The sequence below is a fragment of the Stenotrophomonas sp. YJH_SMC_133 genome (assembly GCF_059370655.1).
This window is the reverse complement of record NZ_JCAFTW010000013.1, coordinates 1-17,464: the sequence shown is the minus strand read 5'-3', so window position 1 is coordinate 17,464 and position 17,464 is coordinate 1. Positions and strand designations below refer to the sequence as shown.

At 67.1% G+C, this 17,464-nt stretch carries 11 protein-coding genes; 5 read left to right on the top strand and 6 right to left on the bottom strand.

Going from position 1 to position 17,464, the window contains the following annotated elements; all coding sequences use genetic code 11:
• Positions 1 to 1,221: a TraB/GumN family protein gene (locus tag AC5P78_RS17715; RefSeq protein WP_005409278.1), complete on the top strand. Its 1,221-nt coding sequence runs from the start codon at positions 1 to 3 to the stop codon at positions 1,219 to 1,221.
• Positions 1,222 to 1,361: 140 nt separating this feature from the next.
• On the opposite strand, the gene AC5P78_RS17710 is transcribed toward AC5P78_RS17715, so the two are convergent.
• Genes AC5P78_RS17710 through AC5P78_RS17700 form a run of 3 tightly spaced genes read right to left on the bottom strand, consistent with a single transcriptional unit; the run spans position 1,362 to position 9,114 of the window.
• The gene (locus tag AC5P78_RS17710; protein WP_076739221.1) at positions 1,362 to 4,448 is read right to left on the bottom strand and encodes an efflux RND transporter permease subunit; all 3,087 of its coding nucleotides are present in this window, start codon (positions 4,446 to 4,448) and stop codon (positions 1,362 to 1,364) included.
• Positions 4,445 to 7,966 carry an efflux RND transporter permease subunit gene (locus tag AC5P78_RS17705; RefSeq protein WP_162292054.1) on the bottom strand — a complete coding sequence of 1,174 codons (3,522 nt, stop codon included), beginning with the start codon at positions 7,964 to 7,966 and terminating at the stop codon, positions 4,445 to 4,447. The genes AC5P78_RS17710 and AC5P78_RS17705 overlap by 4 nt, the downstream gene beginning before the upstream one ends.
• A complete protein-coding gene (locus tag AC5P78_RS17700; protein WP_005413036.1) occupies positions 7,963 to 9,114 on the bottom strand; it encodes an efflux RND transporter periplasmic adaptor subunit in 1,152 nt (383 codons plus the stop codon). Before AC5P78_RS17700 ends, AC5P78_RS17705 begins: the two co-directional genes overlap by 4 nt.
• A gap of 205 nt (positions 9,115 to 9,319) precedes the next feature.
• On the opposite strand from AC5P78_RS17700, the gene AC5P78_RS17695 reads away from it, so the two are divergent.
• The gene (locus AC5P78_RS17695) at positions 9,320 to 9,709 is read left to right on the top strand and encodes a c-type cytochrome (protein ID WP_005413034.1); all 390 of its coding nucleotides are present in this window, start codon (positions 9,320 to 9,322) and stop codon (positions 9,707 to 9,709) included.
• 9 nt (positions 9,710 to 9,718) lie between these two features.
• Positions 9,719 to 10,180, top strand: coding sequence for a c-type cytochrome (locus AC5P78_RS17690; protein WP_012479939.1), 462 nt, complete (start codon positions 9,719 to 9,721; stop codon positions 10,178 to 10,180).
• A gap of 138 nt (positions 10,181 to 10,318) precedes the next feature.
• Here AC5P78_RS17690 and AC5P78_RS17685 read toward each other — a convergent pair whose 3' ends face one another.
• Both AC5P78_RS17685 and AC5P78_RS17680 read right to left on the bottom strand, forming a co-directional pair.
• The gene (locus tag AC5P78_RS17685) at positions 10,319 to 12,202 is read right to left on the bottom strand and encodes an ATP-binding cassette domain-containing protein (RefSeq protein WP_005409272.1); all 1,884 of its coding nucleotides are present in this window, start codon (positions 12,200 to 12,202) and stop codon (positions 10,319 to 10,321) included.
• Between the two features lie 284 nt (positions 12,203 to 12,486).
• Positions 12,487 to 13,362, bottom strand: coding sequence for a LysR family transcriptional regulator (locus AC5P78_RS17680; RefSeq protein ID WP_111189185.1), 876 nt, complete (start codon positions 13,360 to 13,362; stop codon positions 12,487 to 12,489).
• Between the two features lie 102 nt (positions 13,363 to 13,464).
• Between AC5P78_RS17680 and AC5P78_RS17675 the strand changes: the two genes are divergently transcribed.
• The gene (locus AC5P78_RS17675) at positions 13,465 to 14,544 is read left to right on the top strand and encodes a YeiH family protein (RefSeq protein ID WP_032966638.1); all 1,080 of its coding nucleotides are present in this window, start codon (positions 13,465 to 13,467) and stop codon (positions 14,542 to 14,544) included.
• A 152-nt stretch (positions 14,545 to 14,696) separates the two neighbouring features.
• The gene (gene dbpA / locus AC5P78_RS17670; protein ID WP_005413029.1) at positions 14,697 to 16,073 is read left to right on the top strand and encodes an ATP-dependent RNA helicase DbpA; all 1,377 of its coding nucleotides are present in this window, start codon (positions 14,697 to 14,699) and stop codon (positions 16,071 to 16,073) included.
• A gap of 175 nt (positions 16,074 to 16,248) precedes the next feature.
• On the opposite strand, the gene AC5P78_RS17665 is transcribed toward dbpA, so the two are convergent.
• On the bottom strand, positions 16,249 to 16,785 hold the full coding sequence (locus tag AC5P78_RS17665) for an adenine phosphoribosyltransferase (protein WP_032964924.1): 537 nt from the start codon (positions 16,783 to 16,785) through the stop codon (positions 16,249 to 16,251).
• Between the last annotated feature and the right edge of the window lie 679 nt (positions 16,786 to 17,464).

The window sequence follows — 17,464 nt, the reverse complement described above, 5'->3', positions numbered from 1 at the left end:
ATGACCGAAACCCTTCCCGAGACCGGCGACGACCTGTTCGCCGGCCAGCCGGTACGCGTTGTTGAACGCGACGGCGTGCGCTACACCCTGCTGGGCACCGCCCATGTCTCACGCGCCAGCGTCGAGGCGGTGGAGAAAGCCATCGACAGCGGTCGCTTCGACGCGGTGGCCGTTGAACTGGACCCGCAGCGCCTGCAGGCGCTGAGCGACCCGGACACGCTGGCCAAGCTCGACCTGGTCGAGGTGATCCGCAAGGGCCGCGTCGCCCTGTTCGCCGCCAACCTGGCACTGTCCGCCTATCAGCGCCGCCTGGCCGAACAGCTCGACATCGAGCCGGGCGCGGAACTGAAGCGCGCGGTGGAACTGGCGCGCGAACGCGACCTGCCGGTGCACCTGATCGACCGCGAGGTCGGCCTGACCTTCCGCCGCGCCTCACAGCGGTTGGGTTTCTTCGGCAAGCTGAAGCTGGTTGCCGGTCTCGGCGCCGGTCTGTTCTCGTCCGAGGAGGTGGGCGAGAATGAGATCGAGAAGCTCAAGCAGGGCGACATGCTGGAATCGAGCTTCGGCGAGTTCGCCAGCGAGAGCCCGGCACTGTACGAGACCATCATCGGCGAGCGCGACCGCTACATGGCCACGCGCCTGCGCGAGGAACACAACCCGCAGCAGCGTGAAGTGCTGGCGGTTGTCGGTGCGGGTCACCTGGCAGGCCTGGCGCGTTACCTGGAAACCGACACCGAGGCACCGGCACCGCTGCGCGCCGAGCTGGAGGCGGTGCCGAAGAAGCGCAACATTCCGTGGTTCACGCTGGGCATCCTGGCCATCGTGGCGACCGGCATCGGCGTGGGCTTCTACCGCGGCGGCCTCGGCGTGGGGACCGAACTGCTGGCGACCTGGGCGATGTATACCGGCGGCCTGGCGGGCCTGGGCTGCCTGCTGGCAGGCGGTCACCCGCTGAGCATCCTCACCGCGATCGCGGTGGCCCCGTTCAAGCCGTTCCGCCTGAGCATCCCGACCGGCGCATTCTCGGCGCTGGTGGAAGCGCGCCTGCGCAAGCCGGCGTACGAAGACTTCCTGAAGCTGCGCGACGACGCGCAGAGCCTGAAGGGCTGGTACCGCAATCGGGTCACGCGCGTGGTGCTGACGTTCATGCTGACCAACATCGGCAGCATGCTCGGCCTGTGGCTGACCACGTTCAAGGTGTGGGGCAAGGTGGCGGGTTGATTGTTCCGTGTAGCGTCGAGCCAAGCTCGACTGCGCTCTGGTAGGTGCCAACCTTGGTTGCCACGCCATGCCCGGCAAAAAAAGGGGGAGGCCGCCCCACTACGACCGGCCTCCCCCACACCACAACACGTTGACGTGTATTAGAGCCGGGCAGCGCCCGGCTCTACCATCTCCAGGCCGCGTGCGCGGCGGACCAGCCGCGTCACGGCACTGCGAAGGTCATCCAGCACCGCATAGATGGTCGGCAGGAACAGCAGGCTGACCACCGTGGAGAACGCCAGGCCGCCGGCAATCGCGCGCGCCATCGGCGCGTACTCCGGGCCGTTGCCGAACATCTGCGTGTTGGTCAGCGAGATCGGCACCATCGCCAGGATCGCCGTGCCCATCGTCATCATGATCGGGCGCAATCGCTCGCGTGAGCCCTCCACCAGCGCCTGCGTGCGTCCCATGCCGCCGCGCCGCAGGTTGTTGATGTGCTCGATCATCACGATGCCGTTGTTCACCACCACGCCCATCAGCACCAGGATGCCGATGAAGGACATGATCCCGAACGAGGTGCCGGTGATCCAGAACAGCCAGAACACACCGAAGATCGAGAACAGCACGCCGCTCATGATCGCCGCCGGGAACAGCAGCGACTCGAACACCGCCGCCATCACCACGTAGATCATCACCAGCGCGATCAGCAGGTTGAACACCATCTGCTGCATCGCTTCGTCGTCGTTGCCGTAGTCGCCGCCATCGAAGGTGAAGCCATAGCCGGCCGGGAAGTTCATCGGCTTGAGCACCGATTCCATCGCCTTGCGGCCATCGGGCGCGGTGACCTTCTCGGCCAGGTTGGCCTTGATGGTGAGCGTGGTCTGGCGGTTGGTACGACCGATCTGGGTCGCCGATGAACCGACGTCAACGGTGACCAGGCTCAGCAGTGGCACGCTGCGACCGTCGCCGGTGCGCACGCTGAAGCCGGCCAGGTCTTCCGGGCTGCTCTGCTCGGCGCCAGCGAAGCGCACCCATACCGGCACTTCATTGTCGCCGCGGCGGAACTCGCGCATCGGCGCACCGCGCAGGGCCAGGCCGACGAAGCTGGCGACCTGCTCGGCATTGAAGCCGAATGCGGCGGCACGCTCGCGGTCGACGCGCACCTTCAGCTCGCCGCCCTTCTCGCCGTTGTCGATGCGCACGTCGCGCAGCTCGGCACGCTGGGCCAGCAGCGGCACCACTTCCTGGCCGATCTCCTGCAGCATCGAACTGGAGTCGCCCACCAGCTGCACCTGCACGCCCTGGTTGCCGCCACCGCCGCCATCACCGCCCTGGTTGCCAACGAAGTAGTCGGTGCGGGCCGACTTCGGCAGGCCCTTGCGCAGCTCTTCCTGCAGCGCCTTGATGTCCTTGGCGTACTTCTCGTCCAGGGTGACCACGGTCGAGCTGCCTTCCTGCTCGCTGTACCAGGAGTACACCTGCTTGACGTGCAGGCGCTCGCGGTTGGCGTCGATCCAGTTCTCCACGCGCGCCACTTCCTCGGACATCTGCCGATAGGTGTAGGCGCCCTTCCACATGTAGCCGATGAAGATGTCCTTGCCGCCATCCCCACCGAACATGTCGACCTTGGTCAGCTTCATCGGCACCAGGCTGACCAGCACCACCAGCACGATGCCGAGCAGGCTCCAGCCGCGATGGTGCAGTGACCAGTCCAGCAGCCTGGCGTAGCGGCGCTGCAGCCGCGCGATCAGGCCGGTCTGCGAGTGCACCAGCTTGGGCGTGGCCATGCGCGCGGACAGCATCGGGATCAGGCTGACCGCGACCAGCCACGAGGCCAGCAGCGAGACCGAGATGGTGATCGCGATCTGCGCCATGAAGATGCTGATGTTGTTGGTCTCGCCAAACAGGTTCGGCACGAACACGATGCAATGGCACAAGGTGCCAGCGCTGAGCGCGATGGCCACGTTGCGGGTGCCGATGATCGAGGCCAGGCGCGGCTGTCCCGGCATGCGCTCGCGCTCCTGGTAGATGCTCTCCACCACCACCACGGCGTTGTCGACCAGCATGCCCACCGCCAACAGCAGGCCCATCATGGTCAGGATGTTCAGCGTCACCCCGACGAAGTACATGAAACCCAGGGTGATGGTGAAGCAGATCGGAATGGCCAGGGTCACCATCAGCGTGGACGGCCAATGGCGCAGGAAGAAGAACAGCACCGTGATCGACAGGATCAGGCCGACCGCACCGGCCTCGGCCAGTTCCAGCAGCGAGGAGGTCACCGCCTTGCCCTGGTTGTCGATCACCTTGATCTGCACGTCGCGCATCGACGCTTCGGCACGGATCGCTTCAACCTCGGCCAGCGCCGCGCGCGACACCTCCACCAGGTTGGCACTGCGCTCCTTGAAGATATCCAGCCCGACCGCCGGGTTGCCGTCCAGGCGGCGCCCGTAGTTCATCCGCGCCGGCTTCAGGCGCACGTCGGCGATGTCGCCCAGGCGCAGGCCCTTGGCGTTGATCACCAGGTCGCGCATTTCCTGCAGGTCGGTGATCTCGCCCACCGGCTGCACGCGCACGCGCTGGCCGTTGTCGTCGATCTGCCCGGCCGAGATCGAGAAGTTCAGCGTGCGCAGGCGGTCACTCAGCTCGTTGATGCTCAGCCCATGCGCGTTGAGCCGGTTCGGATCAATGGCGATCTCCACCTCGTTCGGCGGCGCGCCGGTAATGTCGACGCGGGCCACGCCGGGGATACGCTCGATGCGCCGCTTGAACTCGCGGTCGAGCATGTCGTAAGCGGTGGTCAGGTCGCTGGTGCTGGCCAGGCGCACCTTCAGCACCGGCTGGTCGCTGCTGGACCACTTGAACACGTTGTAGCGCTGCAGGTCGTCGGGCAGATCGCTGCGGATTGCATCGATGCGTTCGCGTGCATCGGAGGCGGCGATGGCGATGTCGCGGTCCCAGTCGCTGAACTCGATGAAGATCAGCGCCGCCTCGGAGGTGGCCGACGAGCGCATGCGCTTGATGCCGGTCATCGTCGCCAGCGATTCCTCCACCGGGCGGATGATGGTCCGCTCCACTTCCTCCGGGGTTGAACCGGTGTACGGAATCTGCACGAACAGGAAGGGCGCGGAAATGTCCGGCAACGCTTCCAGCGGCAACCGGAACGAGGCGATCAGGCCGATCACCACCAGTGACACGAAGCACATGATGGTGGTGACCGGGCGGCGGATGGAGAACTCGGCAACACTCATGCCGGCTCCTCCGCACCCGCCGCGCTGCCTGCCGCGCCCGACTCGATCTCGCCGGCGTGCTTGCGGCCACGCTCGCGGTAGTAGGCGTCACCACGGCGGTCCATCAGGTCGTAGACCACCGGGATCACCAGCAGGGTCAGCAGGGTCGACACCAGCAGGCCACCGATCACGGTGATCGCCATCGGCGCGCGTACTTCGGCGCCCTCGCCCATCGCCACCGCCAGCGGCAGGAAGCCGAACAGCGTGCACAGCGTGGTCATGATGATCGGCCGCAGGCGCGAGCGTGCACCTTCCACCAGGGCCTCGTGCTTGGCCACGCCGGCCTCGCGCAGCTGGTTGACCTTGTCGATCAGGATGATCGCGTTCTTGGTGACCAGGCCGACCAGCAGGATCAGGCCGATGAACACCACCACCGAGATGGGCTTGCCGGTCAGCATCAGTGCCAGGATCGCGCCGACCAGCGCCAGCGGGATGGTGAACAGGATCACGAACGGATGCAGCAGCGATTCGAACTGCGAGGCCATCACCAGGTAGACCAGGAAGATCGCCAGGCCGAAGGCGAAGATCAGCGACTTCGCCGCCTGCGCCAGTTCCTCGCCCTGGCCACCGATGTGCAGGCCGACACCCGCGCCCAGCGGCTGTTCGGCCACCATCTGCTGCACTTCGCGCATGGCCGCGCCGAGGTCGATGTCGCGCAGGTTGGCCGAGACCACCGCAACGCGGGTCTGGTCGGCGCGATGGATCTCGCTGGGGCCAGTGGTGGCAACCACGTCGGCCACCGCATCCAGCGTGACCGGCCGGGAGCTGCCCGGATTGACGATCAACCGGCGGATGCTCTCCACGCTGGCGCGGTCGCCTTCCTGGGCACGCACCAGCACGTCGATCTTGCGGTCGCGGAAGCTGTAGCGGGTGGCCACGTCGCCACGCACCTTCTTCACCACCACGTCGGCGATCTGGCGGGTGGTCAGGCCCAGCGCACCGGCACGTTCCTGGTCGAAGCGGATCTGGATTTCCGGGAAGCCCTCTTCCACCGTGGACTTCACGTCGGCGTAGTGCGCATTGCCACGCAGCATCGCCGCCAGGCGCTGGCCAGCCACTTCCAGGGTCGCCATGTCCTGCCCGCGCAGCTCGATTTCCAGCGGCGTGGAGAAGCTGAACAACGCCGGCCGCGCGAAGTCGACCTGTGCCCCCGGATGCTGGCCCATGCTGTTGCGCAGGCGCTCGGTGATCTCGGCTTCAGTGCGTGCATTGCCACCGCCTTCCATCACTACGGTCAGCTTGCCGATGTTCTCGCCGCTCTCGGTCGGGCTGGCATCCAGGCGGGTGCCGCTGCCACTGACGCCGTACAGCGAGGCCACGCCTTCACCCTTGCCATGCGCCAGCTGCAGCTCACGCACCAGCGCATCGGTCTGCTTGAGCGGTGTGCCGGCCGGCAGCTTCACCGTCATCTCGAAACGGTCCTGCGCCAGCTGCGGGATCAGGTCGGCACCGAGCATCGGCACCAGCGCCATGGTCGCCACGAAGATGATCGTGGCCACGCCGAGCACCTTGCCCGGATGGGCCAGCGCGCTCGGCAACAGGCGCAGATAGCCGCGCTCGGCACCGGCGTAGGGCTTCATTGCCAGGTCGCTGGCCTTGCGCATCACCGGGCCGACCACTGCCACGACGCCCCGCCACGCACGTACGACCAGCCAGGCCAGCGCATAGAAGCTCCAGCGCGCGGTTGCGACGGCACCACGACGGCCCAGCGCCACCGGCTTCTGCCAGCGGTTCTGCGGCTGCCACGGTTCGTTCGGCGCCTCTTCCGGGAATGCCAGCGGCGGCCGGCCCTTCAGCGAGCTCAGCATCGGAATCAGCGTCATCGACACCAGCAGCGAGATCGCGATGGCGATCGCCACGGTCAATGCCTGGTCGCGGAACAGCTGGCCGGCGATGCCATCGACGAACACCAGCGGCAGGAACACGGCGATGGTGGTCAGGGTCGAGGCAACCACCGCCATGCTCACTTCGCGGGTACCGACGATCGCTGCCTGCAGGATGCCCAGGCCACGCTCGCGGGCCTTGGCAATGCTCTCCAGCACCACGATCGAGTCGTCCACCACCAGGCCGGTGGCCAATGCCAGGCCGCCCAGCGACATCACGTTCAAGCTGAGGCCGAGCTGGCCCATGAAGAAGAACGTGGCGATGATCGAGACCGGCAACGACAGGCTGATCACGAACGTGCTCCAGCCATCACGCAGGAACAGGAAGATGATCAGGATCGCCAGCAGGCCACCGATCACCGCATCCTTCTTGACGTCGGCGATGGCGTGCTCGATGAAGCGCGACTGGTCCTCGATGGTGGTCATCTCGACGTCGGACGGGAACGTGCCCTTGATCTGCTCCAGGCGCTTGCGCAGCGCTTCGGCGGTGGACACGGTGTTGGCGTCGCCTTCCTTGTAGATGGCCAGTTCAACCGATTCCTTGCCGCCCAGGCGGATCACCGCTTCGCGTTCCTTGTAACCCTGGCGAACGGTGGCCACGTCCTTCAGGCGTACCGGAACACCGTTGGCGACCACGCTGGAGCCAGCACCGGACGATGCGCTCTGCGCCGCCGAGGCCGCTGCGATGGCCGCGGCCGAACCGGTCGACGCGGCGATGTTGAACATCTGCTGCAATGCCGAGTCGGCTGCACTTCCGTTCGAACCCTGGGTGGTGACCAGCAGGTTGCGGATCTCCTCCAGGTCGGCGAACTGGTTGACGGTACGCACCAGGAAGCGCTGCGACCCCTCCTCCAGGCGACCGCCGGAGATGTTGATGTTCTCGTCCTTCAGGCGCTTGATGACGGTGTCGATCGGCAGGTTCAGCTGGGCCAGCTTCTGCTGGTCGATGTCGACCTGGATCTCGTCTTCCAGGCCACCGCCGACCTTGACCGCTGCCACGCCGGCAACCGGCTCCAGCTTCTTCTTCAGGTCTTCATCGGCATAGCGGCGCAGGCCGGTCAGCTCGCGGACCGCATCGGCATCGCTGGTCGGCGCCACCTTGTTCGACAGCACCAGGCGCATGATCGGCTCGGTGGACGGATTGAAGCGCAGCAGCACCGGGGCCTTGGCCTCCAGTGGCAGGTTCAGCGCTTCCATCTTGTCACGCACCTCCAGGCTGGCCTGGTCCATGTTGGTGCCCCAGGCGAACTCCAGCACCACGTCGCTCTGGCCGGTGCGCGAGACCGACTTCAGCTTGCGCAGGTTCTTGACCACGCCGACGGCCTCTTCGACCGGCTGGGTGATCAGGGTTTCGATTTCGGTCGGCGCCGAACCGGTGTACTCGGTGCGCACGGTCAGCGTCGGGTAGCTCAGGTCGGGCAACAGGTTGACCTTGAGGTTGCCCAGCGCGATCAGGCCGAACAGCAGCAGGGTGACCGTGCACATGGCGATGGTCACGCGGCGGCGGGTGGCGAATTCCACCAGGCCGCCGCGCATGCCGGCGGCGGCGCCATCGCTCGCCGGCGAGGCACCGTGGTCGTGGCCCGGGGCGGTCATTGCTTGCTCCCGGCCTTGTCTGCCGGCTTGGCGGCCGCTGCGACCGTCTTCGCCTTTGCCTTCGGATCGGCGATCACCTGCACCGCGGTACCGTCGCGCAGCGCGACCTTGCCGGCGGTGACCACCTGATCACCGGCCGCCAGGCCATCACGGATCTCCACCCACGGGCCCTCGGCGTAACCCAGCTTGACCGGAACGCGTGCGACCTTGCCTTCGCGCACCCGGAACACCGCCGGCTCACCGTCGTCGAGCAGCGCCAGGCGCGGCACCACGAGCGCATCGGCACGCTGGTCGTAATCGATGCGGATGCGCCCGAACATGCCGGGCTGCAGCGCGTGCGCGGCGCCATCGAAGGCGCTGACCACGCGAAACGTGCCACTGCCCGAATCCACCACCGGCGCGATGCGATCGACGGTGCCGGTGAAGCTCTGGCCCGGCAGCGCATCGGCGGCCAACGTCACCGGCTGGCCGGCACGCAGCGTGGCCAGCTCGCGTTCGGGCACGTTGAGGGTGGCTTCCAGGCGCGAGTTGTCGACGATGCGGAAGATCGGCGTGTTGATCTGCACGAAGTTGCCGGTCTTGATCGAGCGCGATGCGATCACGCCGGAAATCGGCGCCACGACGGTGGTGTAGGACAGCTCCAGCGTCGCCAGACGGTACTGCGCACGGACGTTTTCCAGATCAAAGCGCAGCTGGTCGACATCGGCAGCACTGACCATCTGCTGGCCAACCAGTTTCTGTGCACGCTGGTAGTTGTTTTCCAGCTTGCGCATCTGCGCTTCGCTCTGGGCTACGGCCAAGCGTGCGCGGTCCGGGTCCAGGCGCACCAGCGGCTGGCCGGCGGTGACCCGCTGGCCTTCCTCGACCAGCACCGCCAGCGCCACACCGGAGGTCTTGGCCACCACCTGCGACTCGGCGCGTGGTTCCAGCGCGGCGGTGCCTGTGTAACTGGCCGCGACCGCGCGATGGCTGGCCACGGCCACTTCGACCGGGACCGCATCGACCTTCTTCTCCTCCTTGGTCTCGGCGGCCTTGGCTTCGGAATTGGGCCCTGCGGCGCAACCGCCCAGCAACAGGGAGGTGGAGATCAGCAGTGCGGCAGCGCAGATTCCGCTGCGACGGCCGGACGGGAAGGTTGGGTGCGACATCGTCAGGTCCCTGGAGGATGCGTGGACAGGTGTGGTAGCAAAGTAATGCACCACTTCACGGCAACACCATATCCCAAAGGTCATGGTGTCTTCACGCCGCTGGTCGGCCCGCCCCCATTTCAGCTAGATGAAACCTGAGGCTATACTCGGGGCGTTCCGTACCCCACGCCGGAACGACCAGACCCGAATCCCCGGAAACGACACCATGCGCCCGCAGCCGCTCGCCGCTTGTCTCGCTCTGGCCGTCCTCCTGCCCCTTGGGGCCGCCGCACAGCCCGCTCCTGCTCCTGCCACACCCGCTCCGGCCCCGGCTCCTGCCGCCGCGCCGGCGCCTGCCGCGCCCACCGGCAACTTCGACAATGGCCGCGTGCTGGCCTACACCTGCCAGGGGTGCCACGGCATCACCGGCTACAAGAACGCCTACCCCAGCTACCGGGTGCCGAAGATCGGCGGCCAGACCCAGCAGTACCTGGCCCAGGCCCTGACCGAGTACCGCCAGGGCAAGCGCCGGCATCCGACGATGCAGGCGCAGTCGATGAGTTTCAGCGAACAGGAGATCGCCGATCTCTCTGTTTACCTGTCCACCGTCAAGTAAGGCCCGCCCATGTCGAAAGCCGCGCATCCGCTGCGTCACGCCATCGCCCTGTCCGTTGCCCTGCTGCTGGCGGCCTGTTCACAGTCGCAGGTGGAAAACAGCGAGACATCCGCCGCCGACCCGGGCCATGCCAGTGGCGAACACGGCTCTTCTTCTTCGGCTGGCCTGCCTGCAGGTCGCGAGGCCGCCGGTGAAGCCCGCGCCAAGGTGAAGGGCAAGGCCACCAACCAGAGCTGCATCGACTGCCACGGGGCCGATGGCAATGCGCCGATCGATCCGACCTATCCGAAGCTGGGTGGGCAGTACGGTGACTACCTGGCGCATGCGCTGCAGGCCTACCGCGCCGGTGACCGCCAGCACATGTTGATGACGCCACAGGCGAAGGACCTGAGTGATCAGGACATCGCCGATCTGGCGGCGTATTTCGGCAGCCGGCCGAGCCAGCTGCGGGATCTGCACGGGGTCAAATGACCGCAGGCCCCGGTGGGTGCGGATCGTTGATTGGTAGGTGCGGACCGTTGGTCCGCACTGATGCCACCATCCACGCATGGCGTGGATCTACTGATTCTCGACTTGATCAACCGGCGCACTGCTGGCGCCGACCGATACTCAGCCTTCCAGCTCTTCCCAGCGCGCGTAAGCGGCATCCAGCTCGGCCTGCACCTTCGCCAGCTGCTGGGTGTGCGCGGTCACTTCGGCGCTGCTGCGGGTGTAGAACGACGGGTCGTTCATCGCCGAGGTCAGGCCTTCGACATCGCCTTCCAGCTTCTCGATGGTCTTCGGCAGCTGCTCCAGTTCGCGCGCTTCCTTGTAGGCCAGCTTGCGCTTGGGTGCGGCCGGAGCTGCGGTAGCCGGGGTGGCCGGCGCAGCGGCCGCCGGCTTGGCCGCAGGGGCCGCGGCAGGCGCTGCGATGCTGGCCGCATAACGCTGCCAGTCGCTGTAGCCCCCGACGTACTCGCCGATCACGCCGTCGCCTTCCATCACCAGCGTGGAGGTCACCACGTTGTCGATGAAGTCACGGTCGTGGCTGACCAGCAGCAGGGTGCCGGTGTATTCGCCCAGCAGCTCTTCCAGCAGCTCCAGCGTTTCCACGTCAAGGTCGTTGGTCGGTTCGTCCATCACCAGCAGGTTGGACGGCTGCGCGAACAGCTTGGCCAGCAGCAGGCGGTTGCGCTCGCCACCGGACAGGCGGGTAATCGGCGCACGCGCACGTTCCGGGGTGAACATGAAGTCCTGCAGATAGGCATGCACATGCTTGCGCTTGCCGTTGAACTCGAGGAAATCGCGGCCTTCGGCGACGTTCTCGATCGCGCTCCAGTCTTCGCGCAGCACCGCGCGGTACTGGTCGAAATACGCGATCTGCAGGTTGGTGCCGGCGTTGACTTCGCCCTTGGCCGGCTGCAGTTCGCCCAGCAGCAGCTTGAGCAGCGTGGTCTTGCCGCTGCCGTTGGGACCGATCAGACCGATGCGGTCGCCGCGCATGATGGTGGTGGTGAAATCGCGGACCATGGTGCGCTCGCCGAAGGCGAACGAAATGTCCTTGACGTCGATGACCTTCTTGCCGGAACTGACGCCCTGTGCGGCTTCCATCTTGACGTTGCCGCTGAGGTCGCGACGCTGCGAACGCTCCACGCGCATCGCCTTCAGGCGGCGCACGCGGCCTTCGTCGCGGGTGCGACGGGCCTTGATGCCCTGCCGGATCCAGACTTCTTCCTGCGCCAGCAGCTTGTCGAAGCGGGCGTTCTCCTGCGCCTGCGCGTTGAGGCGCTCTTCGCGGCGGCGCTCGTAGTTGGCCCAGTCGCCTGGCCAGCTGGTGACCTGGCCGCGGTCGATCTCGACGATGCGGGTGGCCAGGGCACGCAGGAAGCGACGGTCATGGGTGACGAACACCACGCTGCCGCTCCAGCCCTTCAGGAACGCTTCGAGCCAGTCGATGGCCTCGATGTCCAGGTGGTTGGTCGGTTCGTCCAGCAGCAGCACATCGGGGCTGGACACCAGCGCGCGGGCGAGCAGCACGCGGCGCTTCATGCCGCCGGACAGGCGGCCGAACTCGGCCTCGCCATCCAGGTCGAGCTTGGTCAGGGTTTCGCTGACGCGCTGGTCCAGGCCCCAGCCGTTGGCGGCATCGATCTTGGCCTGCACGTTGCCGAGGGCTTCGCCATCGAAGACTTCGGCATGGCTGAGGTGGTGGAATTCGGCCAGCCACTGGCCCAGCTCGCCAAGGCCGTCGGCGACGACGTCGAACACCGAGCCGGCCGCGCCGTGCGGCACTTCCTGCTCCAGGCGGGTGACGCGCACGCCCTGCTGCACGCGGACTTCGCCGTCATCGGGCTTGTGGTCGCCGGACAGCAGCTTGAGCAGGGTGGATTTGCCGGCGCCGTTGCGGCCGATCAGGGCGATGCGTTCGCCCGGCTCGATCGACAGTTCGGCCTTTTCCAGCAACAACGGGCCGCCGACGCTGAAGTCGACGTTCTGCAGAGTAATCAGAGGCATCCGGATATTGTACGGGTTGGGGCGTCGGCCGGGTTGCACCCGGCACCCGCGGTAGTGCCGGCCGCTGGCCGGCAACTTCAACGGCAACGTCAAAAGCCGGTTTCCTGAGGGATGCCGGGGCGGCATTCTGCTCTGGTGGGTGTCGACCTTGGTCGACACGGCAGATCCAGGCCACGCGTGGATGAGCGCTGCAAGGCCTGTCGATCTGTCGGGGTCGGATCCCGTTGCTGCGCAACGGGCTCTGACCCCTTCGTGGAATTCGCGCAGTGCAAGACCGATCCCTGCTACTCCACGTCCCCCAGCAACGCCTGCAACCCCGGCAGCCACTGCTTGCCGGGATGCCGTACCAGCCACAGGGTGCGCCGCAACGGAGGCAGCGGCGTCTCGAGCACGCGCAGGCGGCCCAGGGCCAATGGCTCTTCCAGCGCGTGACGCGAAAGACAGGCCAGGCCGAGGCCGGCGATGGCGGCCTGCTTGATTGCTTCGGTGTTGCCCAGTTGCAGGGTCTGGGCGAAGCCACGCAGGTGCGGCAGCAGCGCCTGTTCGACAGCTTCGCGGGTGCCGGAGCCGGGCTCGCGCAGCAGCCAGCGTGCGCGGCGCAGTTCGTCCAGCGACCAGCTGGCGGGGGCATCGGCGGCAGCCACGATCACCAGCGAGTCCTGCTGCCACGCGGTCACCTGCAGGCCGCGCTCGTGGCACGGGCCTTCGATCAGGCCGGCGTCCACGTCCAGGCGCTGCACGGCAGCGACCACGCCGGCACTGTTGTCGATGCGCAGGTCGACCTCGGCCTGCGGCGCCTGGCGCAGCAGTTCGGCGATGCGTGGCGGCAGCAGGTAGTTGCCGATGGTGGTACTGGCGGCCAGCACCAGCCGCAGCGGTGCCCCCTGCGACGGGTCGCCGCCGGCGGCCAGCTGACGCTCCAGGTCGGCGGCGTTGACCAGCAAGGTGCGCGCCGGCTCCAGCAGTGCGCGGCCATGCCCGTTCAGCGCCAGGCGGCGGCCGATGCGGTCAAACAGCGGGGTGCCGAAGTGCGCCTCCAGCTCCTGCAGCGCGGCGCTGCTGGCCGACTGCGAGAGCGCAATGGCCTGGCCGGCAGCGGTGGTGCTGCCATGGTCGGCGATGGCGACGAAAACCTGCAGCTGGCGCAAGGTCAGGCGCATGGCACTTACCTTCTTGATGGGTAGGTTTCACCCATATTATTCGTTTTACAGGTCAGCGACAGACGCGCACGCTTGCCCCATCACTCCAGCCCTGCCCCTGCCATGAATGCCCCTGCCCTCTCACCCTGGTCCCTGCCCGCCCTGCGCCAACGCTGGCAGCCGCGTCTGCCCGGCCTCGTGCTGGTAGGCCTGATCGCGGCGGCGTCGCTGTATCTGGCCGAGCTTCCGTGGCTGCAGGCGCACGGCTTGAGCGCGCTGACCGTGGCGATCGTCGCCGGCATCGTGGTCGGCAACACCTTCTACCCGCGGCTGGCACCGGGCAGCGCGGCCGGTGTCGGCTTTTCCAAGCACTGGCTGCTGCGCGCCGGCATCGTGCTGTACGGGTTGCGCCTGACCTTCCAGGACATCGGCCATGTCGGCGTCACTGGCGTGCTGATGGACGTGCTGGTGGTTGCCAGTACCTTCGGCCTGGCCTGCTGGCTGGGCGTTCGCGTGTTCAAGATGGAGCGCGAGGCAGCCATGCTGATCGGCGCTGGCAGCGCGATCTGCGGTGCGGCAGCGGTGATGGCCGCCGAGCCGGTGGTGCGTGGCCGCGCTGCGCATGTCACCGTCGCGGTCTCGACGGTGGTGGTGTTCGGCACGCTGGCGATGTTCCTGTACCCGGCGCTGTATGCACTGGTGCAGTCGCACGGCTGGCTGGCAATGGACGCGCGGCAGTACGGCCTGTTCACCGGTGCGACGGTGCACGAAGTGGCACAGGTGGTGGCGGCCGGCCGTGCGGTCAACGAAGCGGCAGCTGACACGGCGGTGATCACCAAGATGGTGCGGGTGATGCTGCTGGCGCCGTTCCTGATCGCGCTGTCACTGTGGCTGGCCCGTGGCGGCAAGGCCAGCGCCGATGGCAGCAAGGCGCGCATCGTGGTGCCGTGGTTCGCGTTCGGTTTCGTGGCCGTGGCCGGTTTCAACTCGCTGCATCTGCTGCCGGCCGGCCTGCAGGCCGGGCTGGTGCAGCTGGACACGGTGCTGTTGGCGATGGCGATGGCGGCGCTGGGCCTGACCACCCACGTCTCGGCGCTGCGCCAGGCAGGCCTGAAGCCGCTGCTGCTGGCGCTGATCCTGTTCGCCTGGCTGCTGTTCGGCGGCCTGGCAATCCACCAGGGTGCGCTGGCGGTGCTGGGCTGATCAGGAGCGCGCCGACCAGGGTCGGCACCTGCCAGTAGATTCACGCCGTGCGTGGATGACGACTCCGACGGGGTCAGAGCCCTTTCCTGCGGAAAGGGCTCTGACCCCACCCCATTGGGCGGGACCGGCCTTGCGGGCAGGTACAATGCGCCATGACTGACTTCTCGACCCTGCCGCTGAGCCCGGCCCTGCAGCCCGGCCTGGATGCCCTCGGCTATACCACCCTCACCCCCGTGCAGGCGCAGAGCCTGCCGGCCATCCTGGATGGCCGCGATGTAATCGCACAGGCACCCACCGGCAGCGGCAAGACCGCCGCCTTCGGCCTGGGCCTGCTGCAGTCCATCGACCCCAGCCTGATCCGCGTGCAGGCGCTGGTGCTGTGCCCGACCCGCGAACTGGCCGACCAGGTCGGCAAGCAGATCCGCAAGCTGGCCACCGGCATCCCCAACCTGAAGCTGTTGCTGCTGGTCGGCGGCGTGCCGCTGGGCCCGCAGCTGGCCTCGCTGGAAGGCCATGACCCGCACGTGGTGGTCGGCACGCCCGGCCGCGTGCAGGAGCTGGCACGCAAGCGCGCGCTGAATCTTGGCGCGGTGCGCACGCTGGTGCTGGACGAGGCCGACCGCATGCTCGACATGGGCTTCGAGGAGCCGATCCGCGAGATCGCCGGCCGCACCCACAAGGACCGCCAGAGCCTGCTGTTCTCGGCCACCTTCCCCGACAGCATCCGCGCCATGGCGCGTGACCTGCTGCGCGACGCGGTGGAAGTAACGGTGGAAGGCGCCGACCAGGCACCGGCGATTCGCCACCTGTTCTGCGAGGTGGAACCGGCGCACCGCCAGAAAGCGCTGGCCGGCCTGCTGCTGAAGTACACCCCGGAATCGGCGGTGGTGTTCTGCAACACCCGCAAGGACGTGGACGAAGTTGCCAACTCGCTGCAGCAGTTCGGCTTCTCCGCACTGGCCCTGCATGGCGACATGGAACAGCGCGACCGCGAGGAAGTGCTGTTGCTGCTGGCCAACCGCAGCTGCAACGTGCTGGTGGCCAGTGATGTGGCCGCACGTGGCCTGGACGTGGAAGAGCTGGCGGCGGTGATCAACTACGAGCTGCCGACCGACGTGGAAAGCTATCAGCACCGCGTGGGCCGTACCGGCCGTGCCGGTGCCAGCGGCCTGGCGATCAGCCTGGTGGCCGGCCGCGAGAAGACCCGCGCCGAAGCGATTGAAGCGCAGATGGGGCAACCGCTGGACTGGCAGAAGACGCCGCTGGCAACCTCGCGCCCGGCCGAACTGCCGCAGGCCGCGATGCGCACGCTGCGGATCGACGGTGGCAAGACCGACAAGCTGCGCCCAGGCGACATCCTCGGTGCGCTGACCGGTGATGCCGGCCTGTCGAGCAAGTTCATCGGCAAGATCGCGATCTTCCCGACCCGCTCCTACGTGGCGATCGCCCGTGAGCAGGCCAACAAGGCCGTGGCCAAGCTGGAAGCCGGCAAGATCAAGGGCCGTCGTTTCCGCGTGCGGATGATGTGATTGAAGCAGCGTTGCCAACCACGGTTGGCAACGATCTGACCTGGTAGTGGCCAACCTTGGTTGGCCCATTCCGCGGCGTCAGTCGCGAAAAGTGCTGCCAACCACGGTTGGCAACTACCGGTTCCCGGCCATTCGCTCTGGTAGATGCCAACCTTGGTTGGCACCTGCCCTTCGATCAGAACACCAGTTCGGTGTGCAGCGGCAGATCCGATTCCCAGCGGGCGCGACCACCCAGGCCGTCCAGTTCGACCAGTACACCGGCACCGACCACGTTCACGCCCAGGCGGCGCACCAGCGACAGCGCAGCGACCAGCGTGCCGCCGGTGGCCAGCACGTCGTCGATGATCGCCACGCGGGCCCCGGCCGGCAGGGCGTCGGCGTGCACTTCGATGCAGTCACTGCGGTATTCCAGCGTGTATTCCTCGCGCAGCACCTGTCCCGGCAGCTTGCCCGGCTTGCGCACCGGCACGAAGCCCACGCCCAGTTCCAGCGCCATCGCGGCGCCGAGGATGAAGCCACGCGATTCGATACCGATCACCGCGTCCAGCTTCTGGTCGCGCCAACGGTCGGCCATCGCGGTGATGGCACCGCGGAAGTCCTCGCTATGGGCGAGCAGCGGCATGATGTCCTTGAAGAGGATGCCGGGCTTGGGGAAGTCGGCGATGTCGCGCAGGCGGGAGGCCCACTGCGGAGCGACGAGGGCGTCGGTCATGTCACGTTGGCTATCTGATGGCGGCATAGGGTACCTGTTCCGGGCGCCGGCTGCCTGTTGGGGGTGTTCGGCCGGGCTGCGCCCGGCACCTGCAGAGGCTTCAAGCAACGGCAACGGCAACGGCAGAAGCGGGTTTCCTGTGGGATGGCGGGGTGGGTCCGGTGGCGGGGGCCGCTGCAAGTACGTCCATGTAAGCTCGGTCGCCGCATCCATGCGGCTCACGCCCCCGCAACCGGACCCACCCCGCCTTCGACAGTTTCCTGCGACCTGTCGTAGATCCACGCCATGCGTGGATGAATCTTCATCGAAATCGAATATTTCGAGAATTGAACAAAAAGCATCCACGCATGGCGTGGATCGACCGTGTCGACCAAGGTCGACACCTACCCACAGCAACGGGAATCTGTCGGAGGCGGGGCGGTGTCGGAGTGCGGGGTGTCAGCCGCATGGGCCCGAGGCATGCCTCGGGCGGGTTGGGCAGGACGCCCAACCCCGGTCTTGCCGTGTGCGCAGGAAAGCGCACACGAGCAAGCGGCTGCCAAGCCTTATCTGATGAAAATCTGTCAGCGTAGGTGTCGAGAGCCGGCGTGGGCCGCCGTACGAGCCTGGATCTCGACGATCGCCATGTAGCTTGGCGCCCACGCCGGAATCTCCCTTGATCCGCCCGAACAGTTGCTGG

Coding starts and splice junctions, on each gene's coding strand:
- AC5P78_RS17675 (WP_032966638.1), top strand. CDS start 13,465: ATGAATGCCCCTGCCCTCTCACCCTGGTCCCTGCCCGCCCTGCGCCAA.
- AC5P78_RS17695 (WP_005413034.1), top strand. CDS start 9,320: ATGCGCCCGCAGCCGCTCGCCGCTTGTCTCGCTCTGGCCGTCCTCCTG.
- AC5P78_RS17690 (WP_012479939.1), top strand. CDS start 9,719: ATGTCGAAAGCCGCGCATCCGCTGCGTCACGCCATCGCCCTGTCCGTT.
- AC5P78_RS17685 (WP_005409272.1), bottom strand. CDS start 12,202: ATGCCTCTGATTACTCTGCAGAACGTCGACTTCAGCGTCGGCGGCCCG.
- AC5P78_RS17700 (WP_005413036.1), bottom strand. CDS start 9,114: ATGTCGCACCCAACCTTCCCGTCCGGCCGTCGCAGCGGAATCTGCGCT.
- AC5P78_RS17710 (WP_076739221.1), bottom strand. CDS start 4,448: ATGAGTGTTGCCGAGTTCTCCATCCGCCGCCCGGTCACCACCATCATG.
- dbpA (WP_005413029.1), top strand. CDS start 14,697: ATGACTGACTTCTCGACCCTGCCGCTGAGCCCGGCCCTGCAGCCCGGC.
- AC5P78_RS17665 (WP_032964924.1), bottom strand. CDS start 16,785: ATGACCGACGCCCTCGTCGCTCCGCAGTGGGCCTCCCGCCTGCGCGAC.
- AC5P78_RS17705 (WP_162292054.1), bottom strand. CDS start 7,966: ATGACCGCCCCGGGCCACGACCACGGTGCCTCGCCGGCGAGCGATGGC.
- AC5P78_RS17680 (WP_111189185.1), bottom strand. CDS start 13,362: ATGCGCCTGACCTTGCGCCAGCTGCAGGTTTTCGTCGCCATCGCCGAC.
- AC5P78_RS17715 (WP_005409278.1), top strand. CDS start 1: ATGACCGAAACCCTTCCCGAGACCGGCGACGACCTGTTCGCCGGCCAG.